The following is a 24,696-nucleotide window of genomic DNA, read 5'->3' as shown; positions in this document are numbered from 1 at the left end:
GGGCGAGCTCCTCGGCGGCGATGGCGGCCGTCGCCGGACCCCCGGGCCGGGCTACGTCCGGTCCCGGTCCTTGCTCGGCTGCACCCGCTTCGGCTCGCCCGGCATCTTGGGGTACTCCGGCGGGTACGGCAGGTCGCCCAGCCCGTGATCGCGTTCGTCCTGGTCGGCCAGCGCGAGCAGGCCGTCCAGCGATCCCCGCTCCGGAGCGTCGGCGGCGAGCGGCGCGAACAGGTCGCCGACCTCCGCGAACCGGGCGGGGACGGTCCGCAGGTCGAAGTCGTCGGGCCGCACGTCCGCGACCTCGTCCCAGCGCAGCGGGGTGGAGACGGTGGCGCGCGGGTGGGGCCGGATCGAGTAGGCGGAGGCGATGGTGCGGTCCCGTGCCATCTGGTTGTAGTCGACGAAGATGCTCGGGCCGCGTTCCTCCTTCCACCACTTGGTGGTGACCTGCCCGGGCAGCCGGCGTTCCAGTTCACGGCCGACGGCGATCGCGGCCCGGCGGCACTGGGTGAAGGTCCACCGCGGTGCGATCGGCGCGAACACGTGGATGCCTCGGCCGCCGGAGGTCTTGGGATACCCGGTCAGGCCGTGCTCGGCCAGGATCTCCCGCACGTGCGGGGCGACCCGGGCGGCGTCGGAGAAGTCGGTGCCGGGCTGGGGGTCCAGGTCGATCCGCAGCTGGTCCGGGGCCTCGACGTCGTCGGCGGTGACCGGCCAGGGGTGGAAGGTCAGGGTGCCCAGATTGGCGGCCCAGATCACCACTGCCAGCTCGGTGGGGCTGACCTCGTCGGCGGTGCGACCGGAGGGGAAGGCGATCCGGGCGGTCTGCACATAGTCCGGTGCGCCCGGGGGCACGCGCTTCTGGAAGAACGCGTCGCCGCGGTTGTCCGCGCGGGTGGAGAGCATGGCGCCGGGGAAGACCCCCTTGGGCCAGCGCTCGAGGGTGGTCGGGCGGTGCAGCAGCGCGCCCAGGATCCCGTCGCCGACCGCGAGCAGGTACTCGACCACGTCCAGCTTGGTGAAGCCGCGTTCGGCGAAGACCACCTTCTGCGGATTGCTCACCCGGACGGTGCGGCCGCGGACCTCGAGCTCCGTCGCGGGGGAGGCGGTGGGCGTCATGGCGCCACGGTAGGACCGCGCGGCCGTCGCCGCCCGATGTGTGCCAGGCGCGACGAGGGCGGGCGACCCCTCGCCAGGCCGCGGTGGAATGTGACTACGGTCACTCCGCGCGGCCCGCAACGGGGCGGATCGCACAGGGGCCGGGGCCGGAGGTCGCCCGCCCGTCACCATTCAGGGGGAATGATGAATCGACGTCAGAAGCTGTCCCGGATCTCAGGGGCCCTCGCGGTCACCGCGGTGCTCGGTCTGCTCGCGGCACCGGCCGCGCAGTCGCACGGGTACATCGGCGGCAGCAACTCGCAGCTGATCGCCCGGGCGGCCATGCCGGGCAACACCGGGCTGGGGGCGGTGCAGTACGAGCCGCAGAGCATCGAGGGTCCCAAGGGCTTCCCGGCGCAGGGACCGGCGGACGGGACGCTCGCGTCCGGCGGCAACACCCGGTTCTCGGAGCTGGACCAGCAGAGCTCGACCCGCTGGGTGAAGAACCAGGTCACCAACCGGACGGTCTCGGTCGCCTGGAACTACACCGCGCTGCACGCCACGACCAAGTGGGAGTACTACATCACCAAGCAGGGCTGGAACCAGAACGCCCCGCTGAGCCGCTCCTCGCTGGAGCTGATCAAGACCGTCCCGTACGACGGGTCGCTGCCGGTCCAGGGGCAGACCCACACCTTCACGATCCCCGCCGACCGCACCGGATACCACGTGATCTACGCGGTCTGGGTGGTCGACAACACCGCGAACGCGTTCTACAACGTGATCGACGTGAACATCCAGTAGCGGATCAGGACGCCTGGACGCCGTGCTCCGTGGCGAGCGCGGCGTCCAGGTCGGCCAGCAGCCGCCGGCACTCCTCGACGTCCCACCGGGTGCCGGCGATCTCGAACTCGAACAGCACCGGACGGCCGGACCTCGCCGCGATCTGCCGGCAGGCCATCTGGTAGTGCCGACCGAAGTTCCGGTTGCCCGAGCCCATCACGGCGACCATCCGGCGCCGGTTCACCGGGTTGCGCAGGAAGCGGCGCACCGCCTCCGGGATGGTGTCGTTGTTCTCGTTCCCGGTCTTGTACGACGGCGTGAGCAGCACCCACGGGCCGTCGGCCTCGCTGAGCCGGTGCTCCCGCTCGGCCAGGTTGAACACCGGTCGGCCCAGGCGCTCGGCGAAGGTCCGCACCAGGCCGCTGGCGGAGGAGTAGTAGTACACGGGCGTCTGGCGCATCGGTTCAGGGAACCCCGGTCCGCCGCGGCCTGCCGGGGACGTTCGTCCCGGAACAGGCCGATGGCCGGGGCCCGCTCGCGCGCGTCCCGGCCATCGGTTCAGCTCACTGCTGGTCGCCGGTGCCCGACTCGGTCGGGGCGGAAGCCTCGTTCGAGGGGGTGGCGTCGTCGGCCGCGGCGGCCAACGACTCTCTCGCGGCGGAGACCACGGCCTCGGCGGTGATGCCGAACTCGCGGTACAGCGTCTCGTAGTCGGCGGAGGCGCCGTAGTGCTCCAGGGAGACGGCACGACCGGCGTCGCCGAGGATCCGGTACCAGGACAGGGCGATGCCGGCCTCGACCGAGACCCGGGCCCGCACGGACGCCGGCAGCACCGACTCGCGGTAGGCCTCGTCCTGCTCGGCGAACCACTCCAGGCTCGGCGCCGACACCACGCGGGTGGCGATGCCCGCGGCCTCGAGCTGCTCGCGGGCCTCGACGGCCAGCTGCACCTCGGAGCCGGTGCCGATCAGGATCACGTCCGGCGTGCCGGAGGAGGCCTCGATCAGCACGTAGGCCCCCTTGGCCACCCCGTCGGCGGAGGCGAAGCCCTGCTCGCCGCGCGGGAAGGTCGGCACGTTCTGCCGGGTCAGCACCAGGCCGACCGGGCCGTCGTTCCGTTCCAGGGTGGCCTTCCACGCCTGGGCGGTCTCGTTGGCGTCGGCGGGGCGCACGATGGCCAGACCCGGGATCGCCCGCAGCGCGGTCAGGTGCTCCACCGGCTGGTGAGTCGGACCGTCCTCGCCCAGACCGATCGAGTCGTGGGTCCAGACGTAGATCGTCGGGACGCCCATCAGCGACGCCAGGCGGACCGCGCCGCGCATGTAGTCGGAGAAGGTGAAGAAGGTGCCGCCGTAGGGCCGGGTGAGGCCGTGCAGCGCGATGCCGGACAGGATCGCGCCCATACCGTGCTCGCGGATGCCGAAGTGCAGCGTGCGGCCGTACTCGTCGCCCGCGAACTCGTGGGTGGACCGCTCGGCCGGGAGGAAGGACGGCTCGCCCTTCATGGTGGTGTTGTTCGAGCCCGCGAGGTCGGCGGAGCCGCCCCACAGCTCGGGCAGCACCGAGGCCAGCGCGGACAGCACCTCGCCGGAGGCGGCCCGGGTCGCGACCGACTTCCCCGCCTCGAACACCGGCAGCTGGTCGGCCCAGTCGGCGGGGAGCTCGTGCGCGACCAGGCGGTCGAGCAGGGCGGCCCGGTCCGGGTTGGCGGTGCGCCAGGCCTGGTAGGACTTCTCCCACTCGGCCTGGGCCGCGTTGCCCCGGTCGATCGCCTTGCGGGTGTGCGCGATGACCTCGGGGTCGACGTCGAAGGACTTCTCCGCGTCGAAGCCGAGGACCTCCTTCAGGCCGCGGACCTCGTCGGTGCCCAGCTTGGAGCCGTGCGAGCCGTGGGTGTTCTGCTTGGTCGGGGACGGCCAGGCGATGATGGTGCGCAGCCCGATGAAGGACGGCCGGTCGGTGACCTTCTTGGCCTCCTCGATCGCGGCGTACAGCGCGTCCACGTTCTCCGTGTACTCGCCGCCCTCGGTCCAGTCCACGAACTGCACATGCCAGCCGTAGGCCTCGTAGCGCTTGACGACGTCCTCGGTGAACGCGATCTCGGTGTCGCCCTCGATCGAGATGTGGTTGTCGTCCCACAGCGCGATCAGGTTGCCGAGCTTCTGGGTGCCGGCCACGGACGAGGCCTCGGAGCTGACGCCCTCCTGCAGGTCACCGTCGGAGGCGATCACGTAGACGAAGTGGTCGAACGGGCTGGTGCCCGGGGCGGCCTCCGGGTCGAGCAGGCCGCGCTCGCGGCGGGCCGCCATCGCGAAGCCGACGGCGGAGGACAGGCCCTGGCCGAGCGGCCCGGTGGTGATCTCCACGCCGTTCGTGTGCTTGTACTCGGGGTGGCCCGGGGTCTTGGACCCCCAGGTGCGCAGCGCCTCGAGGTCGGACAGCTCCAGGCCGTACCCGGACAGGTAGAGCTGGATGTACTGGGTCAGCGAGGAGTGCCCCGCGGACAGGATGAAGCGGTCACGGCCCAGCCAGTGCGCGTCGGCCGGGTTGTGGCGCATGACGTTCTGGTAGAGCAGGTAGGCCGCGGGAGCCAGGCTGATCGCGGTGCCCGGGTGGCCGTTGCCGACCTTCTCCACCGCGTCGGCGGCCAGGACACGCACGGTGTCGACGGCCTTGCGATCGAGCTCGGACCAACCGACCTGCTGGGCCAGGGGAGCCTTCGCGTTCACCACACCTCATTTCTGCCCGGATGCGGCACCCGGGCTCGGGGACGGGCTCGAACCGGTGGCGACCGGCCTCGGGCACTGGGACCGAGCCTAGACTCCCGTGCCGGACGTGTGTCGCCCGGTGGCGCATCCGTGCATGCCACGGTCGTGGGCCCCGATGACCGCAGAGTGGACTGCGCGGTCCGGCTCACGGGACGTTGACCTACTCTTGACCGTGTGAGCGACCCCCAGATCTCCCGCGAGGCCCGCAGCGGCCTGGCACGGCACGAGGTTCCGGACCCGCTCCGCAACGACGTCCGCATGCTCGGCGAGTTCCTCGGCCGCGTCATCCGGGAGTCCGGCGGGGACGACCTGTTCGACGACGTCGAGCGTGTGCGTGCACTGACCATCCGGGCCCACGACGAGCAGGACCAGGCCGCGCTGGCCGAGGCCGAAGAGCTCGTCGCGTCCTTCAGCATGGAGCGTGCGCAGCAGGTCGCGCGCGCCTTCACCTGCTACTTCCACCTGGCGAACCTGGCCGAGGAGCACCACCGGGTGCGGGTGCTGCGCGACCGCGAGGCCGAGCTGCCCGCCGGTGAGCTGATGCAGGACGACTCGCTGCCCGCGGCCATCGACGCCCTGGCGCAGGAGGTCGGCCGGGAGGAGGCCCTGCACCGGTTGCAGGAACTGGAGTTCCGCCCGGTGCTGACCGCGCACCCCACCGAGGCCCGTCGTCGTTCGGTGTCCCGGTCGATCCGGCGGCTCTCCGACCTGCTCGCCGAGCGGGACGCGCTGGCCGCCGGCGGCACCTCCCGTGCGGAGAACGACCGCCGCGTGCTGGAGGAGATCGACGCCCTGTGGCGGACCTCCCCGCTGCGTGCGCAGAAGCCCACGGTGCTGGACGAGGTCCGCACGGTGATGAACATCTTCGACACCACGCTGTTCGAGACCTACCCGACGGTCTACCGGCGACTGGACGACTGGCTGACCGGTGAGGACGCGGGACGCACCGCGCCGCTGGTCCGGCCGTTCGTCCGCCTGGGCTCGTGGATCGGCGGCGACCGGGACGGCAACCCGAACGTCACCGCCGAGGTGACCCGGGCGGCCGCCGCGCTGGCCAACGAGCACGTGCTCACCGCGCTGGAGGACTCCGCGCGGAAGATCTCGGCCAAGCTGACCCTGGACGACACCGGGACCCCCGCCTCCGCGGACCTGACCGCGCTGTGGCAGAAGCAGCGGGACCTGTCCGAGGACGCCGCCGCCAAGGCCGCCAACGAGGTCCGGCACCAGCCGCACCGCCGTGCGCTGCGGATGATCGCCGAGCGGATCGCCGCCACCCGGCGCCGGGACGCCGACCTGTCCTACGCCGGGCCCGAGGCGTTGCTGGAGGACCTGGACGTGGTGCAGCAGTCGCTGGTCGCCGCCGGGGCCACCCGCGCGGCCTACGGCGACCTGCAGCGACTGATCTGGCAGGTGCAGACCTTCGGCTTCCACCTGGCCGAGCTGGAGGTGCGTCAGCACTCCCAGGTGCACGCGGCCGCCCTGGCGGACATCGCGGAGAACGGCCTGGAGGGCGAGCTGCAGCCCCGGACGCTGGAGGTGCTGGACACCTACCGCGCGCTCGGTGCGGTGCAGCGGCGGTACGGCGTGGCGGCCGCCCGGCGGTACATCGTGTCCTTCACCCAGGCGCCGGAGCACCTGGAGGCCGTGTACCAGCTGGCCGAGATCGTGTTCCCGGACCCGGAGACCCGGCCGGTGATCGACGCCATCCCGCTGTTCGAGACGTTCGCCGACCTGGAGGCGTCGGTGGACATCCTCGAGTCGATGCTGACCCTGCCGCAGGTGCAGGCCCGGCTGGCCGCGAACGGCCGGCACGTGGAGGTCATGCTCGGCTACTCGGACTCCTCCAAGGACGTCGGCCCGGTGGCGGCGACCCTGGCGCTGGACGTCGCGCAGAGCCGGATCGCGCAGTGGGGCCAGAAGCACGATCTGAGCCTGACCCTGTTCCACGGCCGCGGTGGCGCCCTCGGCCGTGGTGGCGGCCCGGCGAACCGCGCGGTGCTGGCCCAGCCCCCGGGCTCGGTCGACGGCCGGTTCAAGCTCACCGAGCAGGGCGAGGTCATCTTCGCCCGGTACGGCAACCCGACGATCGGCGCGCGGCACATCGAGCAGGTCGCCGCGGCGACCCTGCTGGCCAGCGCGCCCTCGACCGAGCAGCGGAACGCGGCCGCCACCGAGCGGTTCGCCGGTCTGGCCGCGGCGATGGACGGCACCTCGCGGACCCGGTTCTACCAGCTGGTGCGCGCCGAGGGCTTCCCGCAGTGGTTCGCCCAGGTGACCCCGCTGGAGGAGATCGGTCTGCTGCCGATCGGTTCCCGCCCGGCCCGTCGCGGCCTGTCGGTGGAGTCGCTGGACGACCTGCGGGCGATCCCGTGGGTGTTCTCCTGGTCGCAGGCGCGCACCAACCTGGCCGGGTGGTTCGGGCTGGGCACCGCGCTGGACCAGGTCGGCGACCTGGACGAGCTGCAGGCCGCGTACGCCGAGTGGCCGCTGTTCACCACGATGGTCGACAACGTCGAGATGTCGCTGGCCAAGACGGACGAGCGGCTGGCCGAGCGCTACCTGGCGCTGGGCGACCGGGAGGACCTGGCCGGTCTGGTGCTGGAGGAGATGGCACTGACCCGGCGCTGGGTGATGGCGATCACCGGCTCGGAGTCCATCCTGTCCCGGCGCCGGATCCTGGGTCGTGCGGTGCAGCTGCGCAGCCCGTACGTCGACGCGCTGTCCCTGCTCCAGATCCGGGCGCTGCGCGCACTGCGCACCGGGGAGTCCGACGACCAGGTCGAGGACAACAAGCGACTGCTGCTGCTGACCGTCAACGGCGTAGCCGCCGGCCTCCAGAACACCGGCTGATCGCCGCTCCCCTCACCGAGAAGCCAATCTCTGTCGCCCATACCGCCCGGCGGCCGACGGAGATTGGCTTCTCGGCGTTGTGAGGGAGTCAGGCCCAGAGGCGCTGGGTGGCGAGTTCGGCGCCCTCGACGAGGGTGCGCAGCTTCGCCCAGGCGATCTGCGGGTGGATCCGGCCGCCCAGACCGCAGTCGGTGGCGGCGATGACGTTCTCCCGGCCGACCAGGGTCGCGAACCGCTCGATCCGGTCCGCGACCAGCTCGGGGTGCTCGACCACGTTGGTCGCGTGCGAGACGACGCCGGGCAGGATCAGCTTGCCCTCGGGCAGCGTGACGTCCTGCCAGACCTTCCACTCGTGCTCGTGCCGGACGTTCCCGGCCTCGAAGGAGTAGGCCCCGGCGTTGACCTCGAGCATCAGCTCGACGATGTCCTTCATCGGCAGGTCGGTGGTGTGCGGGCCGTGCCAGGATCCCCAGCACAGGTGGTAGCGGATCCGGTCCTCCGGCAGGCCGCGCAGGGCGTGGTTCAGCGCCTCCACCCGCAGGCGGCTGAACGCCTGGTAGTCCTCGACCGAGGGCTCGGGAGTGATCTGGTCCCAGTTCTCGGCCAGCGACGGGTCGTCGATCTGCAGGATCAGGCCGGCGTCGATGATCGCCTGGTACTCCTCGCGCATCGCGTCGGCGCAGGCCCAGACGAACTCCTCGTCGGTGCCGTAGAAGTCGTTGTCGATCCGGACCACGCTGCCCGGGGCGATCGAGGTGAGGAAGCCCTCGGAGTAGCCGTTCGCGTCCAGGCCGGCCCGGAAGTTGCGGATGTCCGCGGCGATCGCGTCCTGACCGGTGTAGGTCACCGGGGCGACCGCGGTCGGGTACGGCTTCGGGGCGCCCCCGGTGAAGATGCCCGAGGTCGGGTCGTCGTAGGCCTGCTCGAAGCGACCCCGGTCGCGACGGTGGCCGAAGCCGGTGGTGCGCACGTCGCCTGGGCCGGACTGCACGTCGCGCGTGATCCAGCTGTAGCCCTCGCGCAGCTCCAGACCGCCGAGGCGCTGGAAGCAGTAGGACCACCAGGCCCCGTAGTCGATCGGGGAGCTGGAGGCCTTGCCGAGCTCGCCGTCGCCGGGGACCGCGATGCCGATCTCCTGCTGGATCCGGACCGTCTCGCCCACCGCGTCGGTGAGCACCTGCGCCACCTCGGACTGCTCGCCCGCCTCGGCGGCCGCGTGCGCGGCGGTCAGGTCGTCCAGCCGCGGCAGGCTGCCGGCGTGGCTGGTGAGGATGCGGTCGGTGCTGCGCTTCATCGGGTCTCCCGAGTGACGGAATCGTGGCGTCGTCATCGTGGCACAGCCGACTGCCTGATGTGGCAGGTGTCTCAGGCGCGGGCGAAGGGCGGGGTCAGCTCCCGCAGCACGTGCATCAGGATCCGGTTGAACACGACCGGCGCATGGCTGTTGACGTCGTGCCCGGCCCCGGGGACGACCCACTGACGACTGCCCGGCCGGGCGCTCAGGTAGCGGCGGGCCCCGAAGCGCAGCGGGTCGCGCGCCCCGTTCACCAGCCAGACCGGCAGCCCGAGTCCCCGCAGGTCGGCCAGCGGGGAGTACCCGTGCAGTGCGCCGAGCATGTCGCCCACGACGTGCCAGGTGGTCTCCCGGCGGCTGAACAGGCGCACCGCGCGGGTGGACAGCCGCCGGTAGGTGCGCAGCGGCTTCCCCTTGATCTCGGTGGAGCACCCGGCCAGGACCACCCCGGCGAGCCGGTCCTCGTGCCGTGCGGCGTAGGCCAGGGACATGTAGCCGCCCAGGGACAGCCCGACCAGCAGCGGCGGGGCGTCGCACGACGCGACCGCCGCGTCGATCGCGGCCAGCCCTCCGTCGAAGGTGAAGCGCTCGCCGGAGCGGCTGCCGTGTCCGGGCAGGTCGATCGCCACCGGGGTGTGCCCGCCCTCGGTCAGGGCCCGGACCTGGTCGTCCCAGATCCGTGAGGAGGTGCGGGTGCCGTGCACCAGCACGATCGGGTGGTCGGGGCTCATACGCGTCTTCCGGTCGGGGACTCGCCAGTCTGATCGGCCCGGCTGGGACGGACCTGAGAACGAGTGTGCCCCGTGGGTGTGGAGGTCCGGTGCGGCCCGGGGGGTGATCAGGGACGGATCAGGGTCCGGTCAGGGCTGGTCCCCGATGCCCGGGGCGGATGCGGGCCGCCAGGCTGGACCCGGGCCCGGATCGGGCGACGACACGGAGGAGAACGACGAGATGACCGGCATCTACGAGTCCATGTGGCGCAACGGCCTGGTGCGGCACCAGGGTGGCCGGGTGATCGGCGGGGTGTGCGCCGGTCTGGCGAGCCGGTTCGGGATCGACCCGTGGCCGATGCGCTGGCTGTTCCTGATCGCCCTGATCATCCTGCCGGGGAGCCCGTTCCTGGTCTACCCGATCCTGTGGATCCTGATGCCCGGCGAGGACTGGGTGGCGAGGACCCACGGCTGGGGTGCGCGCTACACCGCCTGACGGTGGCTCAGCCGCCGAGCACCTCGACCTCGACCTCGTGCGGCCAGCCGTCCAGGACCTCCGCGGCGTGCGACCGGGCCACCCGTTCGGCCGTCACCTGGTCGGGTGCCTCACCACGGAGGTCGAAGACCACCACCGCGGGGCCGACGAACCCGGGCGGTGCGTCGTCGCGCAGCGCGCCGAGGGCGTCGGCCATCCCGGCGCGTGTCTCGTCATCAGGGACCTCGGAGACGGTCAGGTGGGCGACGTAGTCCGGCATGTCCGCATCCTGCCGCAGGCCACCGACATCCAGGCGTCCGCGACCCCCGGATCGGCCGGGATGTGGGCCGGACGGGTCGGTTCGCGCGGCGGAGGGGCGCGGGTTCGGGCAGAGTACTCGGGTGGGCGAAGTCAGGGACCTCCGATCGGCACCGGCCGCGCGCCGCGCCGACGCCCGGGCCGAACACGACGACCTGGTGCTCGACGCCCGGCGCACGGCACCGCGTGCGGCGCGGCACTGGGTGATGCACCGGGTCGCGGCCTCGGGTGTGCACGGGGCGGCGAACCAGGTGATCGAGCTGCTCACCGGCGAGGTGGTGGCCAATGCGGTCGTCCACGGCCCGGAGCACGGCCGGATCCGGGTGAGCCTGCGGATCGACGAGCGCGGCATCCTGGTCTCGGTCACCGACGAGAGCCCCGCGACGCCGGTGGTCCGGCACCCCGAGCCCACCGCACTCAGCGGTCGGGGCATGGCCCTGGTGGAGGCGCTCTCGCGCACCTGGGGGGTCGACCACGACGACCACGACGGCAAGACGGTCTGGTTCCTGGTCGACCTCGACGCGGACTGACCGGCCGTCCTCAGCCCACCGTCAGATCCACCACCAGCGCCCGGTGGTCGGACATCCCGGTGTCCACGGCCATCGGATCGCCGGTCGGCCGGACCGCCCCGTCCAGCAGCACGTGATCGATCTGGCGGTCGGGGACCTCCACCGGGAAGGTCAGGGCCCGGCCCGCGCTGCGCCACCGGCTGATCCGCGCCGGTGCCGTGCCCTCCAGGTTCAGGTCCCCGGTCACCGCCAGCGGCCGGGTCAGCGGTCGGCAGACCCGCACCAGGCGTCGCAGCTGCAGCGCGTTCCAGCCCGGGATGAAGGTCAGATGGGTGGCGACCACCGTGAGCGGCCCCTCAGCGGTCTCCACCTCGGCGGCCAGGGCCGCGCGCTGCTCGTCGCGCACCAGGGACGGTCGCCGCGAGCCGCGGTGCACCATCGGCACCCGGGTGGGCAGGGTCGGCAGCGCCAGCACCTTCCAGCTCCGGACCGGAAGCCGGCTGAGCAGGGCGATGCCGTACGCGGCGATCTCGGGCTGGTCGGCGCCGGTCGCGGCGGACCATGTCCCGGGGTGGCCGTGCAGGGTGGCCACGAACCGGTGGTGCTCGGCCCCCATCGCCTCGGCCGCCACCGCGGTCAGATCGGCCTGGTGCGATCGAGGCTGGTCGCGGTCCACCTCCTGCAGGGCCACCACGTCGGCGTCGAGTCCGGCCACCGCCGCCCCGAACCGGTCCAGGTCGACGCGGCCGTCGCTCAGTCCGCGTCCGTGCAGGATGTTGAAGGTCGCGAGTCTCATCCGGGCGATTGTTCCCGCCGGACTGCGACTTCGCGCGGCGTCGTGTAGACCCGGGGGATGGCCGACACGCAGCCGACCCGGTCCCTCGCCGGCGACCTCGACAGCACGGTCCGGGCCGGGGCGCTCGCCGCGCCCGGCGGTCCGGACGTCGACAGCCCGCCGGACGAGCGCACCGCGCTCCAGGACGCGCTCCGTCTGACCGCGGTCGCGCTGAGCGAGGCGGGTATCGCCTTCGCGCTGGTGGGCGGGTACGCCGCATGGGCGCGCGGGGCGCCGGAGCCGAGTCACGACGCGGACTTCGCGGTGGCCGAGGCGGACGCCGACCGGGCCCGCGAGGCGATCGCCGCAGCCGGGTTGGAGATCCGGGAGCCCGCGGAGAACTGGCTGTTCAAGGCGTTCCACCACGGGGCGATGGTCGACGTGCTGTTCCGGATGGTCGGCGAGCCGATCGGACCGAGCCTGCTGGACCGTGCGGACGAGATCGAGGTGCTGGCGGTGCGGATGCCCGTGCTGGAGGCCACCGACATCCTGTCGGCCAAGATGCGGGTCCTGGGCGAGCACTACTGCGACTACACCCGGATGCTCGCCATCGCCCGCGCGCTGCGGGAGCAGATCGACTGGGAGCGGGTGCGGGCCGAGACCGCCGACACCCCGTACGGCCGTGCCTTCCTGCTCCTGGTGCACGAGCTCGGCATCAGTCCGGTGGGTCCGTCGCGCGGATCCGACTGAGGCGTGCAAGATCGGCGGCAGTGCCGACACAGGGAACACAGAGGCGATTCCCTGCCCGGCCGTCGACCGCGACGTGCCGCCGATCCGGAGGTGACCCGTGAGCGACCGTGCCGAGGTGCGGACCATGCCGTCGTCCGAGGCGGAGGACTGGTTCACCGCCCTCTTCCAGGCGCATGCCGATGCGGTGCACCGTTACCTGCTGCGTCGCGGGGCGGGGCCGGAGGCGGAGGACCTGACCGCCGAGGTGCTGACGGTGGCATGGCGTCGCCGGGCCGACGTGCCGAGCGGGGCCGAACTGCCGTGGCTGTACCGGACGGCGGGCTTCGAGCTGGCGAACCACCGGCGCAAGGGCCGGCCGGTGCCGGTGGCCGAGCTCCCCGACCAGCCGGACCCGGACGACCCCGCGCTGCACACGGTGCGGGACGACCAGGTGCGCCGGGCGCTCGCGGTGCTCGCCCCGCGTGACCGGGAGGTGCTCCTGCTCGCCGCGTGGGAGGGACTGGCCGGCGAGGACCTGGCCGCGGTGCTCGGGATCGGGCGCGGGGGCGCGGACGCCGCGCTGTCCCGGGCCCGGTCCCGGCTGCGCGAGGCGTGGGCGGCCCAGGACTGATCGTCGTCCCTGCAAGACCGTGGGCCCTCAGCACATACACGGGGCAGAGGGTGCACGGGCACCCGTTCGACCCAGGAGGCACCGGTGGACCAGGAACACGGACAGGACGAGGCGTTCGCCCGGCTGCGGGCATCGGACCCGGCGGCGGGCGCGGAGCTCGACCGGGACGCACTCCGGCACGAGGTCGACCGCAGGACCGCCGCGCCCGGGGAACCGGGGGAGGACGCGGTGGTCCGGCCCCTGCGCCGCCGCCCGGCTCGCTGGTTGCAGGTCGCGGCGGCGGTGACGGGGGTGGCCGTGGTCGGTGGTGCGGGCTTCTGGGCCGGACGGGGCAGCGACCCGGCCGTCACGGCGGCGGCCCCGGCGATCTCGCTGGAGCAGCGGACCGGGGCGAACGAGTCGCTCGCGGCGGACGCCGCTCCGGGGACGTCGGACCTGCGGATGTGGTCGCCCGGCCGGGTGGTGTTCACCGCCGCCGACACGCTGGGTGACGACGCGGACAGCGCCCGGGCCTGGGGCCTCGACGCGCAGGCGGTCTACAGCGCCGACACAGTGTCCCGGGTGGCGACCGCGCTGGGGGTGGCCGGTGACCCGGTGCAGCAGGACGGCAGCTGGCTGATCGGCGCCCAGGACGGCACCGGCCCGTCGGTGTCGATCTACTCCGACGGCACCGCGTCGGTGAGCTACTACGACCCGAGCCGCGACCCGTGGAACTGCACGGCGACGCCGGCGGCCGAGAGCGGCTCCGCGGACGACGCGGGTGAGATGTCGATCGATCCGGTCGCGCCGTGCGAGCCGCAGGACGGGACCGCGCCCTCCGGCGACGACGCGCTGGCCGCGCTGCGGGACGCGATGACCGCGGTCGGCGTGGACCCGGCGGACTTCCAGTTCGCCGAGCCGGAGAGCTACGACGGGCCGAGCACCTACGTGACCGCCGAGCGGGTGGTCGACGGCCAGGCCACCGGTCTGCAGTGGAGCGCCACCGTGGTCGCGGACGGCCTGCAGAGCCTGAACGGACAGCTGGCGCCGCTGGTCGAGCTCGGCGAGTACGACGTGATCGGTGCGGCCAGCGGGGTGCAGCGGATGGCGGACCCGCGGTTCGGCTCCGGGTACTCCGGCGTGATGCCGCTGGCGACCGCAGACGGTGCGGCGGTGCGCGAGGACGGTGTGTCCAGCAGCGCCGCGCCGGCCGAGGCGTCGACGACCCCGCCGACCGTCCAGCCGGGCAGCCCGATCGACTGGCCGGTGCAGCGGGTGACGATCACCGAGGCCCGGCTCGGCCTGAGCCAGGTCACCCAGTCGGACGGGTCGGTGCTGCTGGCCCCGGCCTACGAGTTCACCGGGGACGACGGGGGGACCTGGGGCGTGATCGCGGTGGCCGACTCCGCGCTGTCCTTCGACTGAGCTCCCGGCGCTCCCGCCAGCGGTTGCCGATCGGCGCCGTCGGCGGGAGCGTCGTCGGATGAGCGCTCCCCGGCACGGCCACGGCTCCCGTCACCGCACCGGCACCGGATCGGTGCTGCTGCGGTCCGCCGCACTCGGGGTGGCGGCGGGCAGCCGGGCCAGTCTGGGCGTCGCCGGACCGGTGCTGAGCTCGGGAGCCGGACGCCTCACCCGCTGGCCGGCGGTGCTCGGCGTGGTGGGCGAGCTCACTGGCGACAAGCTGCCGTCCACCCCCAGCAGGCTGGATCCTCCGGGTCCCTCCGGCCGTGCGGTGTCGGCCGCGACGGGTGCGGTGGTGCTGGCACGCCGGGCCAGGCGGCCGGTGTGGTCGGCGGCCCTGATCGCGGCCGCCGCGTCCACGGTGGGGACCTGGGGCGGCGCCGCCTGGCGCAGCCGGGCGGCACGACGCGGACCGGACTGGCGGGGTGCGCTGGTCGAGGACGCGGTCGCGATCACCCTGGCGACCCTGGCCTGGCGGGAGTCGCCGCGGCGTTGACCTGCCCTCCGCTTCACCCGGAACTCGCTTCCCGGTATCTCTCCGCGGTGCTGGCCCCCGGTCGATAGGGGGATTCGACATTCCGGTTCCATGGAGGGGACACAGCAGATGAGCAGCACGCAGCGACGGATCTGGGCCGACCGGCCGGTTCTGGTCAAGATCCTCACCGCGGTCGCGGTCATGTTCGTCGCGACCGCCGTGCTCGCCGTGGTGGCCCTCGGCGCCCTCGGGACGCTCCGCGCGGACGCCGCCGCGATGTACACCGCGAACGTGCAGCCGCTGCAGACCCTGGCCGAGATCCAGCGCTCCTACCAGGGCGACCGGGCCCGGGTCATCCAGTACGGCATCGCCGACGCCGAGACCCGCCAGACCCTGCGCGACGAGCTCACCGAGCGGCAGGCCGACCTGACCGCGCTGCTGGACGAGTACCGCCCGAACGCGGCGGACCCGGCCGGCGTGGACGCAATCGTGGCCGCGCTCGACGACTACTACGCGGCAGCGGAGGACGAGCTGTTCCCGTTGGCCGACGCGGGCGACGCGGACGGCTTCGCGACCTACTTCAACGACATGGTGCGCCCGCTGACCACCGCGGTGATGGACGCCATGCAGGCGGAGTCGGACGGTCAGGGGGAGCAGGCCGCGGAGCTGGCGTCCTCCACCGACGCGGTCGCCGCGCGGTCCCACTGGATCGTGATCGCGGTGGGCCTGGTCGGTGCGCTCGCGGCCTTCGCCGTGGCCATGGCCGTTGCGCGGTCGCTGGTGCGTCGTCTGCACCGCGTGTCGACCAGTCTGTCCGCCGCGGGTGACGGCGACCTGACGGTGCCGGCGGACGTGACCGGCCAGGACGAGATCGGCCGGCTCGCCGTGGACCTCGCCCGGACCCAGGAGTCGCTGCGCGCGCTGGTCTCCGGGGTGGTGGAGACCGCTCAGACGGTGGCCGCTGCCGCGGAGGAGTTGTCGGCGGCGTCCTCGCAGGTGGTGGCGGGGTCGGACCAGACGTCGGCGCAGGCTGGTGTGGTGGCTGCCGCTGCGGAGCAGGTGTCGCGCAACGTGCAGACGGTGGCTGCGGGTGCGGAGCAGATGGGGGCGAGTATCCGGGAGATCGCGCAGAACGCGTCGCAGGCGGCGAAGGTGGCGGGTCAGGCCACGGATGCGGCGTCGGTGACGAATGATCAGGTCGCGAAGCTGGGGGAGTCCTCGGTGGAGATCGGCAATGTGGTGAAGGTGATCACGTCGATCGCGGAGCAGACGAATCTGTTGGCGTTGAACGCGACGATCGAGGCGGCGCGTGCGGGGGAGGCCGGTAAGGGTTTTGCCGTGGTGGCCGGTGAGGTCAAGGAGCTGGCGCAGGAGACGGCGAAGGCGACCGAGGACATCGCGCGGCGGGTGGAGGCGATCCAGGCGGATACCTCGGGTGCGGTGGTGGCGATCGGGGAGATCTCGACGATCATCGCCTCGATCAATGACTATCAGTTGACGATCGCCTCGGCGGTGGAGGAGCAGACCGCGACGACCACGGAGATGTCCCGGTCGGTGGCGGAGGCCGCGACCGGCTCGGGCGAGATCGCCAACAACATCACCGGCGTCGCGTCGGCCGCCAACTCCTCCAGCCAGACCCTGGGCCAGATGGGCTCGGCCATCGACGAGCTGGCTCGGCTGTCCGAGGACCTGCGCGGACGGGTGTCCCGCTTCAGCTACTGAGCACGGTCGCCGACGGCCCCGCACCCCCCACGGGTGCGGGGCCGTCGGCGCATTCAGGGGAAACAGCGGGTGAACGCTCACAGGCCCGGGTCGCCGTCCGATGGGCGGTGCGAGGGGCGCCAGGGGAGTGCCCGACGACGAGGGAGTCAACGGATGCCGCAGAGATGGCGTCGGTCGGCCGCGGTGGCGGTCGTGGGCCTGATCGGGACCGCCGGTCTGTCCGCGTGCACGGCCGCGGGTGCCGATGACGGCGATCGCCCGCTGGTGGGGGTCGCGATGCCGACCACCGCCTCGGAGCGCTGGATCGCGGACGGGGACAACGTGCAGTCCCAGCTCGAGGCGCTGGCCTACGATGTGGACCTGCGGTACGCCGAGGACGACGTGCCCACCCAGGTCGAGCAGCTGCAGGAGATGATCGCCGAGGGCGCGGACGCACTGGTGGTCGGTTCGATCGACGGCGTCGCGCTGAAGGACGTGCTGGCCGACGCGGCCGCCGCCGACATCCCGGTGATCGCCTACGACCGGCTGATCCGCGAGTCCGGCGACGTGGACTACTACGCCAGCTTCGACAACGCCCGGGTCGGCGTGCAGCAGGCCACCACCCTGTTGCAGGGACTCGGTGTGCTGGACGCCGCCGGTGAGCCGACCGGCGCGAGCGGCCCGTTCACCATCGAGCTGTTCGCCGGGTCCGCGGACGACAACAACGCCACCGTGTTCTACGACGGCGCGATGCAGGTGCTGCAGCCGTACCTGGACTCCGGTGTGCTGGTGGTCGGCTCCGGTGAGACCGCCTTCGACCAGATCGCCACCGAGCGCTGGGACCCGAAGAACGCCACTGCCCGGATGGCCGAGCTGCTGCCGCGCTACACCGCCGGTGCCCGGTTGGACGGCGTGCTCTCGCCCTACGACGGCATCTCGATCGCGATCCTGGAGGCGGTGGACCAGGCCGGGCTGCCGCAGCCGGTGGTGACCGGGCAGGACGCCGAGCTGGCCTCCGCCAAGTCGGTGGCCGCGGGCGAGCAGTACGCGACCATCTTCAAGGACACCCGCCAGCTGGCCGAGGTGACCGTGCAGATGGTGCACGCGCTGCTCAGCGGCACCGAGCCCGAGGTGAACGACACCACCTCCTACGACAACGGCGTGATCGTCGTGCCGTCGTACCTGCTGGCCCCGCAGGTGGTCACCGAGCAGAACTACCGCGCCGTCCTGGTCGACGGCGGCACCTACACCGCACAGGAGCTGAGCTGATGTCCCGTCGCAACGCGTGGTTCTGGGACCGGCCGGTCGCGGTGAAGATCGCGGTGACGCTGCTGGTGCTGGGCGGCACCTTCGCGGCCGTGGGCGGCACCGGGGCGCTGGCGCTGTACCGCGCCGGGCAGAACCTGGAGGAGATGTCCGGGCTGACCGGTGACCTGCAGACCGCGATGGCGGAGCTGCGCACCGGGCAGGCCCGCAGCCATCTGCTGGTGCACCGGGCCGCGGAGGCCACCGACGACAGCCTGCGCGAGCAACTGCTCACCTCCTCGGAGTGGAACGACCAGGACGTCGCCGCCCAGATCGAGCTGATCAGCGGGTACCCCGAGTCGGACACCCAGCAGTGGAGCGACTTCGTCACCCGCTGGGACGCCTGGCTGGCCTACCGGGACGGCACCGTGATGCCGCTGGTCCAGGCCGGGGACATCGACGCGGTCGCGGTCGCGCTGGCCGGGGACGTGTCCGCCGACCCGGAGTGGGCGGGACGGGCGCTGGCGCTGGCGCAGGGCCAGATCGACGCCCAGGTGGAGCAGATCCTGGTCCGGTCCCAGGCCGAGGTGGACCGCACCATCATGATCCTGGCGGTCGCGTTCGTGGTCGGCGCCGGGCTGTCCGGGCTGCTGGCCGTGCTGGTCACCCGGCGGATCACCGGGGCGGTGCGGACCGTGCAGCACTCGCTGGAGGCGATGGCCGACGGCGACCTGACCGTCGAGGCCCCGGTGGTCTGGCGGGACGAGACCGGGGCGATGGCGGACGCGCTGTCCGCCGCGCAGGGATCGTTGCGCACCGCGCTGACCCAGGTGGAGCAGGCCGCGGCCTCCGTGCAGCGCACCGCCGACCACCTGACCTCGGCCAGCGGCGAGGCGGTGGACGGCACCAGCCAGACCAGTCAGCAGGCCGGGGTGGTCGCCAGTGCCGCCGAGCAGGTCTCGCGCAATGTGCAGAGCGTGGCCGCGGGCGCCGAGCAGATGGGCGCGTCGATCCGGGAGATCGCGCAGAACGCCTCGCAGGCGGCCAAGGTCGCCGGTCAGGCCACCGAGGTCGCCGCCGCCACCAACGAGCAGGTCACCCGGCTCGGCGAGTCCAGCCAGGAGATCGGCAACGTGGTGAAGGTGATCACCAGCATCGCGGAGCAGACCAACCTGCTGGCCCTGAACGCGACGATCGAGGCGGCGCGTGCGGGGGAGGCGGGCAAGGGCTTCGCGGTCGTCGCCGGTGAGGTCAAGGAACTGGCCCAGGAGACCGCCAAGGCGACCGAGGACATCGCCCGCCGGGTGGACGCCATCCAGGACGAGACCCGGGCCGCCGTGATCGCGATCGGGGAGATCACCCAGACGATCGCGGGGATCAACGACTACCAGCTGACCATCGCCAGCGCGGTGGAGGAGCAGACCGCGACCACCACGGAGATGTCCCGCTCCGCCACCGAGGCCGCCACCGGCTCGGGGGAGATCGCCGGGGCGATCACCGGGGTCGCGGGTGCCGCGACCCGCTCGGTGGCCGGTCTGGACCAGGTCTCCGAGCAGATCACCGAACTGGCGGGCCTGTCCTCGGAACTGCACGAGCGGGTCGCGCGGTTCCGGTTCTGACCCCACGCCCCACACCTCACGCCCCGGCCGCCGCCGCGGGCGTGGGGCGTGCGGCGTTCTCAGGACCGGGCCCGCCGGCGTCGAAGGCCGCGGCGTCCGGGTCGGCTCCGCCCCGCGCTGGCCCAGGCGAACGTGCGGTCGAACTCGTCCTCGGTGAGGAGCAGCGTCCCGGCCACGTTCGCGTCGGTTCCGGAACCGCCCCTGCCCCACGGGTTCTGCACGACGATCCGGTCGCCCCGGATCCCGGCGACGTAGTAGACGTGCCAGGACGAGATCGAGTCGTCGGTGATCCGCCAGGTCGTCAGGGCCGAGACGGGCTGCCGGTCGTCCAACGCCTGCTGGACGCGTGCGAGGGTCCGGCTCCCGGTGAACGGCAGGGGGCTGGTGGAGAGGAAGTCGGTGGGTCGGCCGGTGACGGCGGAGATACCGGTGGACGGTCGCCCGGCGGTGAGACCGGCGTAGCTCCCGTCACCGAGGACCTGTGCCGCCGCCTTCTCGTAGATCGACAACCAGCTGGGCGCACGCCCACCGCCGGAGCGTCGTCCGGCGTACACCGCACGGCCGTGCTCGTTCCTCGGCACCCACCCGGTGACCGTCACCCGTACCGGCTTCCGGTTCCTGTACACCGTCACCGTGTACGTCCCGTTGGCGTGCACCGTGATGTTCCCGCGCACCGACTCGACGTCCACCGCTGCGGTCGCCCCGATCCCGGCCAGCAGCCAGCAGTCGTCGGCCCGGCCCTGCGCGATCCCCCGCTCGCGCACCTCGGTCAGGGTGAACCGCACCGGGTCGGACGCCGTGTCGATCCGGTCCCCGTCCAGGAACCGGGGTTCGACGAACCGGAACCGGTCGGCCAGAGTCCGCACCTGCGTGCTGTCCGCGGCCCGGAGGAGCAGGGAGGACAGGTCCCGGACCGGGCCGGGGTCCACGGTGCGGTGGGCCTCGAGCAGGGAGTCGATCCGTCGCCGGCCGGCGACGGGCGGTGCCAGGAGCGCGGCGAGCAGTCCGGCGGGGCGCAGGGACCCGGCCGCGACGCCGGTGAGCAGGGCGCCGAGAGGGGTGCGGCTGCGCTCGGCGTCGTCGTCGAGGAGGGCATCGATCGCGTAGGTCTCGGCACGGGTGGGCGTGACCGGGACGGCTCGGATGATCGAGACGTCGAGGGCGGCGGCGTCGAGGCTGTCCCGGCCGTGCACCGCCGTCCCGATCCGCGCCACAGCGGCGGTGTCGATCACCGGGTCCGTCATGATCCTCCGTCCTGCACTGCGCCGGGGAACATCACAGTGCCCTCACGGGCCCCGTCGCGCCATTCGCCTGCATCGCCGGCTCACACCTCACCCGCACCCGCACCCCGCGGTCGCTCAGAACCCCTGCCCCCCGACCGATGGGGAGATGTCGGCCAGGGACGGCCGGTGGTGAGAGAGAAGAGGATGCTCGTGACCCGGATCAGGGTGCTGGTGGTGGACGACTCGGTCGTCGTGCGCCGGCTGGTCACCGACTCGCTCTCCCGCGATCCCGACATCGAGGTGGTCGGGTTCGCCTCGAACGGCAAGATCGCCCTGTCGAAGGTCGACCAGCTCGGTCCCGACCTGGTGACGATGGACATCGAGATGCCGGAGATGAACGGCATCGAGGCGGTGCGCGCGCTGCGTCGCGGTCGGCACACCATGCCGATCATCATGTTCTCCACGCTGACCGAGCGCGGGGCGTCCGCCACCCTGGACGCCCTGGTCGCCGGGGCCACCGACTACGTCACCAAGCCTGCGAACGTGGGCAGTGTGCAGGAGTCGCTGGCCCAGGTCGCCAGTCAGCTGATTCCCAAGATCAAGGCCCTGGTGCCGCACGGCACCGGCACACCGGCCACCGCTCGACCCGAGATCCGCGCGAGCGTGCCCACCCAGGCCGCTCCGCCGCTCCGCCCGGCCGCCCGTGGACCGGTCGCCACCCGGCCGATGCCGCCGGTGCATCCGGTGCAGGCGCTGATCGTCGGGTCGTCGACCGGTGGTCCCGAGGCGCTGTCCAAGGTGCTGAGCAACCTGTCCGCGCCGCCGCCGGTGCCGGTGCTGCTCGTGCAGCACATGCCTCCGGTGTTCACCCGTCAGCTGGCCGCCCGGCTGGACCGGCTCGGTCCGGCCACCGTGGTCGAGGCCGCCGACGGCGACGTGCTCACGCCCGGCACGGTCTACGTCGCCCCCGGCGATCACCACCTGGAGCTGCGCCGCTCGGCGGGCACGCTGCGGGTCGCGATCACCGACGGCCCGCCGGTGAACTTCTGCCGGCCCTCGGTGGACGTGCTCTTCCGGTCCGCGGTCAAGGAGTTCGGCGGGAAGGTGCTCGCGGTGGTCCTGACCGGCATGGGCGCCGACGGCCGGACCGGCTGCGAGGACGTGGTCAGTGCCGGTGGCACCGTCCTGGTCCAGGACGAGCCGACCAGTGTCGTGTGGGGCATGCCGGGAGCGGTCGCCACCGCGGGCCTGGCCCACAGAATCCTGCCGGTCGGCGAGGTCGCGCCGGCCATCGAATCGGTGCTCGCGCGCAGCGGCACCGCCGTCCCGAGCGGAGGCCGGTCATGAGCCTGACCCGCGAGACCTTCGACTTCGTCGCGGACCTGGTCCGACGGCGCAGCGCCATCCAGCTGGAACCGGGCAAGGAGTACCTGGTCGAGAGCCGGCTGCTCCCGCTGGCCCGCGAGGGCGGGCACTCCGGGGTGGACGCCTACGTCACCTCCGTGCGCACCGGCCGCCGTGAGCCGGACCTGGTCGCCGTCGTCGAGGCGCTGACCACCAACGAGACCTCCTGGTTCCGTGACTCCACCCCGTTCAGCGCGCTGCGGACGCACATGCTGCCCGCGCTGCGTGCCGAACGTCCGGTGCTGGACCGGCTGCGGGTGTGGTCCGCGGCCTGCTCCACCGGCCAGGAACCGTACTCGATCGCGATGACGCTGGCCGAGATCCTCGGTCCGTCCACCCGCACCGAGATCGTGGCCACCGACCTGTCCGACCAGGTGCTGAACCAGGCCAAGGAGGGGCGGTACTCGCAGCTCGAGGTCAACCGCGGCCTGCCCGCCCCCATGCTCGTCCGGCACTTCCGCCGCTCGGGTGCGGACTGGCAGATCGCCGAGGAGCTGCGGCGCACCATCACGTTCCAGCGGCACAACCTGCTGGACGCTCCGCCGCTGGGACCCTTCGACCTGGTGTTCCTGCGCAACGTGCTCATCTACTTCGACCTGGCCACCAAGCGGGCGATCCTCGGCCGGGTGCACCGGGTCCTGCGTCCGGGCGGATTCCTCGTGCTCGGCGCGGCGGAGACCACCATCGGGGTGGACGGCGACTGGGAGCGGGTCCCGGTCGCCCGGGGCTCGGTCTACCGACCGGTGCACGGCGGGACCGCCGCCCTGCCCACCCCTCGTACGACGGCGACCGCGCCCACCTTCGGCGTGAGTCGTCCGGCACCGACTTTTCCCCCTGCCACTGTGAACCAAGGAGTGAGCCGATGAGAGCCCTGGTCATCGACGACTCGCGGACCATGCGCCGCATCGTCGCGCACACCCTGGAGGAGCTGGGCTTCAGCACCGTCCAGGCGGGTGACGGGCAGGAGGCTCTGGACGTCCTGGAATCGGGCGACCAGGTCGACCTGGCCTGCATCGACTGGAACATGCCGGTGATGGACGGACTGACGTTCGTCACCCAGGTCCGCTCGCGCCAGGAGTGGCGGTCCATCACGCTGATGATGGTCACCACCGAGAGCGAGCACGGCCAGATCGTCCGGGCCCTGGCCGCGGGCGCGCACGAGTACCTGATCAAGCCCTTCACCCCCGACGCGATCCGGGACAAGCTCGACCTGCTCGGGCTGCTCCCGCTGGAGGAACCGGTATGAGCATCGCCGTCGAGACCGATCAGGTCTACGCCATCACCCATGAGGTCTTCGGCGCCATGATCGACCCGGAGCCCGGCTACCTCCGGCCGTGGGAGGGCGAGCTGCCCGCCCCGGTCGACCCGCTGGCCGCCTGGGTGGACGTGCACGGCGAGCTCGCCGGTCGCGCCGCCGTGATCTGCGAGACCGCCGCCGCCCACGACCTGGCCCGTGCGCTGCTGCGCATGGAGCCCGGCGAGGAGGTGACCCCGGCCGATCTGGTGGACGCCTTCGGCGAGGTCGCCAACGTGGTCGGCGGGAACGTCAAGGCCCTGCTCCCGAGCCAGGGGACCCTGACGCTGCCCCAGGTCGCCGCCGCGGTGCCGCCCGCACCTGCCGGCGCCCCGGTGCACGAGCTCGCCCTGGACTGGCGCGGTCACCCGCTGGCCGTCGTCGTCTGGTTGTTCTGAACCCCTCTCGCACGTCATCCACTCACCAAACGGAAGGATGTGACCGCCATGATCCGCGTGCTCATCGCCGACGACAGCCGCGTCATGCGGCAGATCGTGATCCGCACGCTGCGCCAGGCCGGGTACGACTGGGAGGTCCGTGAGGCCGCCGACGGGGCCGAGGCCCTGCAGGCGGTCCGGGACGACGAGCCCGACGTCGTGCTGTCCGACTGGAACATGCCGGAGATGACCGGCATCGACCTGCTGCGGCGACTGCGGGCGGAGGGCTTCGGCACTCCGTTCGGCTTCGTCACCTCTGAGGGCTCGCCGGAGATGCGCGAGACCGCCGAGGCCGCCGGGGCGCTGTTCCTGATCGCCAAGCCGTTCACGCCGGAGTCGTTCCGCGAGGTCATCGAGCCGGTGCTCGCATGAGGACCCGCACGACCCCGCCGGCTGCGCTCCCGATCCCGAGGGGACCCCGTCATGAGTGACGCCACGCCGCTGCCCGCCGCGCTCGAGGTGCGGGAGCTCTGGGAGGGCCTGGTCGGCCGGGACGTGTCGGTGACCACCGCCGGCCCGATGGTCGACCCGGTGCTGAACGGGGGCGCCCAGGTCGGCGTCTACGTCGACCGTGCCATGCAGCTGTCCGCCCTGGTGCTCTTCGACCTGCCGCTGGCCGCACGGATGGGGGCGGCGATCGCCCTGGTCCCGCAGGCCGCCGCGGAGACCGCGGTGACCGAGGAGCAGCTGCCCGGCTCGCTGTCCGAGAACTCCGCGGAGATCCTCAACGTGATGGCCGCGCTGTTCAACGTCGGTGACGCCCCGCACCTCAAGCTCGACACGGTGTACAACCCGCGGGAACCGCTGCCGGCCGACGTGGCCCGCTGGGTGCTGGCCTACGTCCGCCGGCTCGACCTGGAGGTCGAGGTCGCCGGTTACGGCCGGGGTACCGCCTCCGTCCTGGTCCTCTGACGCTAC

General features: G+C 72.7%; 25 protein-coding genes. 17 read left to right on the top strand and 8 right to left on the bottom strand.

Annotated features, from left to right (window positions below):
• Positions 1 to 51: 51 nt before the first annotated feature.
• The gene (locus OGL89_RS00605) at positions 52 to 1,119 is read right to left on the bottom strand and encodes a DNA polymerase domain-containing protein (protein ID WP_263117856.1); all 1,068 of its coding nucleotides are present in this window, start codon (positions 1,117 to 1,119) and stop codon (positions 52 to 54) included.
• A gap of 183 nt (positions 1,120 to 1,302) precedes the next feature.
• Here OGL89_RS00605 and OGL89_RS00600 point away from each other — a divergent pair, with 183 nt between their 5' ends.
• Entirely contained in the window at positions 1,303 to 1,899 is a 597-nt protein-coding gene (locus tag OGL89_RS00600; protein ID WP_263117854.1) for a lytic polysaccharide monooxygenase, read from the top strand.
• A 4-nt stretch (positions 1,900 to 1,903) separates the two neighbouring features.
• Here OGL89_RS00600 and nrdI read toward each other — a convergent pair whose 3' ends face one another.
• Both nrdI and tkt read right to left on the bottom strand, forming a co-directional pair.
• Positions 1,904 to 2,338 (bottom strand): class Ib ribonucleoside-diphosphate reductase assembly flavoprotein NrdI, encoded by a 435-nt coding sequence (gene nrdI / locus OGL89_RS00595; protein WP_263117853.1) that lies wholly within the window; start codon positions 2,336 to 2,338, stop codon positions 1,904 to 1,906.
• A 103-nt stretch (positions 2,339 to 2,441) separates the two neighbouring features.
• Positions 2,442 to 4,607, bottom strand: coding sequence for a transketolase (tkt, locus tag OGL89_RS00590; RefSeq protein WP_263117852.1), 2,166 nt, complete (start codon positions 4,605 to 4,607; stop codon positions 2,442 to 2,444).
• Between the two features lie 213 nt (positions 4,608 to 4,820).
• Here tkt and OGL89_RS00585 point away from each other — a divergent pair, with 213 nt between their 5' ends.
• Positions 4,821 to 7,496, top strand: coding sequence for a phosphoenolpyruvate carboxylase (locus OGL89_RS00585; protein WP_263117851.1), 2,676 nt, complete (start codon positions 4,821 to 4,823; stop codon positions 7,494 to 7,496).
• An 88-nt stretch (positions 7,497 to 7,584) separates the two neighbouring features.
• Here OGL89_RS00585 and OGL89_RS00580 read toward each other — a convergent pair whose 3' ends face one another.
• Together OGL89_RS00580 and OGL89_RS00575 are read right to left on the bottom strand one after the other, a co-directional pair.
• Positions 7,585 to 8,790 carry a cobalamin-independent methionine synthase II family protein gene (locus tag OGL89_RS00580; RefSeq protein ID WP_263117850.1) on the bottom strand — a complete coding sequence of 402 codons (1,206 nt, stop codon included), beginning with the start codon at positions 8,788 to 8,790 and terminating at the stop codon, positions 7,585 to 7,587.
• A 71-nt stretch (positions 8,791 to 8,861) separates the two neighbouring features.
• Positions 8,862 to 9,521, bottom strand: a complete 660-nt coding sequence (locus tag OGL89_RS00575; RefSeq protein WP_263117849.1) for an alpha/beta fold hydrolase — start codon at positions 9,519 to 9,521, stop codon at positions 8,862 to 8,864.
• A gap of 220 nt (positions 9,522 to 9,741) precedes the next feature.
• On the opposite strand from OGL89_RS00575, the gene OGL89_RS00570 reads away from it, so the two are divergent.
• Entirely contained in the window at positions 9,742 to 9,996 is a 255-nt protein-coding gene (locus OGL89_RS00570; protein ID WP_263117848.1) for a PspC domain-containing protein, read from the top strand.
• A gap of 7 nt (positions 9,997 to 10,003) precedes the next feature.
• Here OGL89_RS00570 and OGL89_RS00565 read toward each other — a convergent pair whose 3' ends face one another.
• A complete protein-coding gene (locus OGL89_RS00565) occupies positions 10,004 to 10,255 on the bottom strand; it encodes a hypothetical protein (protein ID WP_263117847.1) in 252 nt (83 codons plus the stop codon).
• Between the two features lie 121 nt (positions 10,256 to 10,376).
• Between OGL89_RS00565 and OGL89_RS00560 the strand changes: the two genes are divergently transcribed.
• Complete coding sequence (locus tag OGL89_RS00560) at positions 10,377 to 10,823, top strand: ATP-binding protein (RefSeq protein WP_263117845.1); 447 nt, start codon at positions 10,377 to 10,379, stop codon at positions 10,821 to 10,823.
• A 10-nt stretch (positions 10,824 to 10,833) separates the two neighbouring features.
• On the opposite strand, the gene OGL89_RS00555 is transcribed toward OGL89_RS00560, so the two are convergent.
• A complete protein-coding gene (locus tag OGL89_RS00555; RefSeq protein ID WP_263117844.1) occupies positions 10,834 to 11,598 on the bottom strand; it encodes an endonuclease/exonuclease/phosphatase family protein in 765 nt (254 codons plus the stop codon).
• 57 nt (positions 11,599 to 11,655) lie between these two features.
• On the opposite strand from OGL89_RS00555, the gene OGL89_RS00550 reads away from it, so the two are divergent.
• The 7 genes from OGL89_RS00550 to OGL89_RS00520 all read left to right on the top strand — a co-directional run bounded on the left by OGL89_RS00550 (position 11,656) and on the right by OGL89_RS00520 (position 19,420).
• A complete protein-coding gene (locus OGL89_RS00550; protein ID WP_263117842.1) occupies positions 11,656 to 12,327 on the top strand; it encodes a nucleotidyltransferase family protein in 672 nt (223 codons plus the stop codon).
• Between the two features lie 97 nt (positions 12,328 to 12,424).
• Entirely contained in the window at positions 12,425 to 12,937 is a 513-nt protein-coding gene (locus tag OGL89_RS00545) for a sigma-70 family RNA polymerase sigma factor (RefSeq protein ID WP_346770646.1), read from the top strand.
• An 84-nt stretch (positions 12,938 to 13,021) separates the two neighbouring features.
• Positions 13,022 to 14,341 carry a hypothetical protein gene (locus OGL89_RS00540; RefSeq protein ID WP_263117841.1) on the top strand — a complete coding sequence of 440 codons (1,320 nt, stop codon included), beginning with the start codon at positions 13,022 to 13,024 and terminating at the stop codon, positions 14,339 to 14,341.
• Between the two features lie 58 nt (positions 14,342 to 14,399).
• Positions 14,400 to 14,876, top strand: coding sequence for a hypothetical protein (locus OGL89_RS00535; protein ID WP_263117840.1), 477 nt, complete (start codon positions 14,400 to 14,402; stop codon positions 14,874 to 14,876).
• Between the two features lie 108 nt (positions 14,877 to 14,984).
• Positions 14,985 to 16,577, top strand: coding sequence for a methyl-accepting chemotaxis protein (locus OGL89_RS00530; protein WP_263117839.1), 1,593 nt, complete (start codon positions 14,985 to 14,987; stop codon positions 16,575 to 16,577).
• Positions 16,578 to 16,730: 153 nt separating this feature from the next.
• Positions 16,731 to 17,825 (top strand): multiple monosaccharide ABC transporter substrate-binding protein, encoded by a 1,095-nt coding sequence (gene chvE, locus OGL89_RS00525; RefSeq protein ID WP_263117838.1) that lies wholly within the window; start codon positions 16,731 to 16,733, stop codon positions 17,823 to 17,825.
• Positions 17,825 to 19,420: a methyl-accepting chemotaxis protein gene (locus tag OGL89_RS00520; RefSeq protein WP_263117837.1), complete on the top strand. Its 1,596-nt coding sequence runs from the start codon at positions 17,825 to 17,827 to the stop codon at positions 19,418 to 19,420. The genes chvE and OGL89_RS00520 overlap by 1 nt, the downstream gene beginning before the upstream one ends.
• A gap of 59 nt (positions 19,421 to 19,479) precedes the next feature.
• Here the strand turns inward: OGL89_RS00520 and OGL89_RS00515 are convergent, their stop codons facing one another.
• Positions 19,480 to 20,664, bottom strand: a complete 1,185-nt coding sequence (locus OGL89_RS00515; protein WP_263117836.1) for a C2 family cysteine protease — start codon at positions 20,662 to 20,664, stop codon at positions 19,480 to 19,482.
• A gap of 183 nt (positions 20,665 to 20,847) precedes the next feature.
• On the opposite strand from OGL89_RS00515, the gene OGL89_RS00510 reads away from it, so the two are divergent.
• Genes OGL89_RS00510 through OGL89_RS00485 form a run of 6 tightly spaced genes read left to right on the top strand, consistent with a single transcriptional unit; the run spans position 20,848 to position 24,690 of the window.
• The gene (locus OGL89_RS00510; RefSeq protein WP_276581795.1) at positions 20,848 to 21,990 is read left to right on the top strand and encodes a chemotaxis response regulator protein-glutamate methylesterase; all 1,143 of its coding nucleotides are present in this window, start codon (positions 20,848 to 20,850) and stop codon (positions 21,988 to 21,990) included.
• Complete coding sequence (locus OGL89_RS00505) at positions 21,987 to 22,913, top strand: protein-glutamate O-methyltransferase CheR (RefSeq protein WP_263117834.1); 927 nt, start codon at positions 21,987 to 21,989, stop codon at positions 22,911 to 22,913. The genes OGL89_RS00510 and OGL89_RS00505 overlap by 4 nt, the downstream gene beginning before the upstream one ends.
• Positions 22,910 to 23,293 carry a response regulator gene (locus OGL89_RS00500; RefSeq protein ID WP_263117833.1) on the top strand — a complete coding sequence of 128 codons (384 nt, stop codon included), beginning with the start codon at positions 22,910 to 22,912 and terminating at the stop codon, positions 23,291 to 23,293. The genes OGL89_RS00505 and OGL89_RS00500 overlap by 4 nt, the downstream gene beginning before the upstream one ends.
• Positions 23,290 to 23,739 carry a chemotaxis protein CheX gene (locus OGL89_RS00495; RefSeq protein ID WP_263117832.1) on the top strand — a complete coding sequence of 150 codons (450 nt, stop codon included), beginning with the start codon at positions 23,290 to 23,292 and terminating at the stop codon, positions 23,737 to 23,739. Before OGL89_RS00500 ends, OGL89_RS00495 begins: the two co-directional genes overlap by 4 nt.
• A gap of 48 nt (positions 23,740 to 23,787) precedes the next feature.
• The gene (locus OGL89_RS00490; protein ID WP_263117831.1) at positions 23,788 to 24,150 is read left to right on the top strand and encodes a response regulator; all 363 of its coding nucleotides are present in this window, start codon (positions 23,788 to 23,790) and stop codon (positions 24,148 to 24,150) included.
• Positions 24,151 to 24,201: 51 nt separating this feature from the next.
• On the top strand, positions 24,202 to 24,690 hold the full coding sequence (locus OGL89_RS00485; protein ID WP_263117830.1) for a hypothetical protein: 489 nt from the start codon (positions 24,202 to 24,204) through the stop codon (positions 24,688 to 24,690).
• Positions 24,691 to 24,696 lie beyond the last annotated feature (6 nt).

Source organism: Cellulomonas sp. RIT-PI-Y (assembly GCF_025642745.1).
Classification (GTDB): Bacteria; Actinomycetota; Actinomycetes; order Actinomycetales; family Cellulomonadaceae; genus Cellulomonas.
The sequence above is the reverse complement of the archived record's forward strand: the minus strand, read 5'-3'. Positions and strand labels throughout refer to the sequence as shown.

Excerpts from the sequence above, each read along its gene's own strand:
- OGL89_RS00605 (WP_263117856.1), bottom strand. The coding sequence starts at position 1,119 with ATGACGCCCACCGCCTCCCCCGCGACGGAGCTCGAGGTCCGCGGCCGC.
- OGL89_RS00600 (WP_263117854.1), top strand. The coding sequence starts at position 1,303 with ATGAATCGACGTCAGAAGCTGTCCCGGATCTCAGGGGCCCTCGCGGTC.
- nrdI (WP_263117853.1), bottom strand. The coding sequence starts at position 2,338 with ATGCGCCAGACGCCCGTGTACTACTACTCCTCCGCCAGCGGCCTGGTG.
- OGL89_RS00580 (WP_263117850.1), bottom strand. The coding sequence starts at position 8,790 with ATGAAGCGCAGCACCGACCGCATCCTCACCAGCCACGCCGGCAGCCTG.
- OGL89_RS00575 (WP_263117849.1), bottom strand. The coding sequence starts at position 9,521 with ATGAGCCCCGACCACCCGATCGTGCTGGTGCACGGCACCCGCACCTCC.
- OGL89_RS00570 (WP_263117848.1), top strand. The coding sequence starts at position 9,742 with ATGACCGGCATCTACGAGTCCATGTGGCGCAACGGCCTGGTGCGGCAC.
- OGL89_RS00565 (WP_263117847.1), bottom strand. The coding sequence starts at position 10,255 with ATGCCGGACTACGTCGCCCACCTGACCGTCTCCGAGGTCCCTGATGAC.
- OGL89_RS00555 (WP_263117844.1), bottom strand. The coding sequence starts at position 11,598 with ATGAGACTCGCGACCTTCAACATCCTGCACGGACGCGGACTGAGCGAC.
- OGL89_RS00550 (WP_263117842.1), top strand. The coding sequence starts at position 11,656 with ATGGCCGACACGCAGCCGACCCGGTCCCTCGCCGGCGACCTCGACAGC.
- OGL89_RS00535 (WP_263117840.1), top strand. The coding sequence starts at position 14,400 with ATGAGCGCTCCCCGGCACGGCCACGGCTCCCGTCACCGCACCGGCACC.
- OGL89_RS00530 (WP_263117839.1), top strand. The coding sequence starts at position 14,985 with ATGAGCAGCACGCAGCGACGGATCTGGGCCGACCGGCCGGTTCTGGTC.
- chvE (WP_263117838.1), top strand. The coding sequence starts at position 16,731 with ATGCCGCAGAGATGGCGTCGGTCGGCCGCGGTGGCGGTCGTGGGCCTG.
- OGL89_RS00520 (WP_263117837.1), top strand. The coding sequence starts at position 17,825 with ATGTCCCGTCGCAACGCGTGGTTCTGGGACCGGCCGGTCGCGGTGAAG.
- OGL89_RS00515 (WP_263117836.1), bottom strand. The coding sequence starts at position 20,664 with ATGACGGACCCGGTGATCGACACCGCCGCTGTGGCGCGGATCGGGACG.
- OGL89_RS00510 (WP_276581795.1), top strand. The coding sequence starts at position 20,848 with ATGCTCGTGACCCGGATCAGGGTGCTGGTGGTGGACGACTCGGTCGTC.
- OGL89_RS00505 (WP_263117834.1), top strand. The coding sequence starts at position 21,987 with ATGAGCCTGACCCGCGAGACCTTCGACTTCGTCGCGGACCTGGTCCGA.
- OGL89_RS00500 (WP_263117833.1), top strand. The coding sequence starts at position 22,910 with ATGAGAGCCCTGGTCATCGACGACTCGCGGACCATGCGCCGCATCGTC.
- OGL89_RS00495 (WP_263117832.1), top strand. The coding sequence starts at position 23,290 with ATGAGCATCGCCGTCGAGACCGATCAGGTCTACGCCATCACCCATGAG.
- OGL89_RS00490 (WP_263117831.1), top strand. The coding sequence starts at position 23,788 with ATGATCCGCGTGCTCATCGCCGACGACAGCCGCGTCATGCGGCAGATC.
- OGL89_RS00485 (WP_263117830.1), top strand. The coding sequence starts at position 24,202 with ATGAGTGACGCCACGCCGCTGCCCGCCGCGCTCGAGGTGCGGGAGCTC.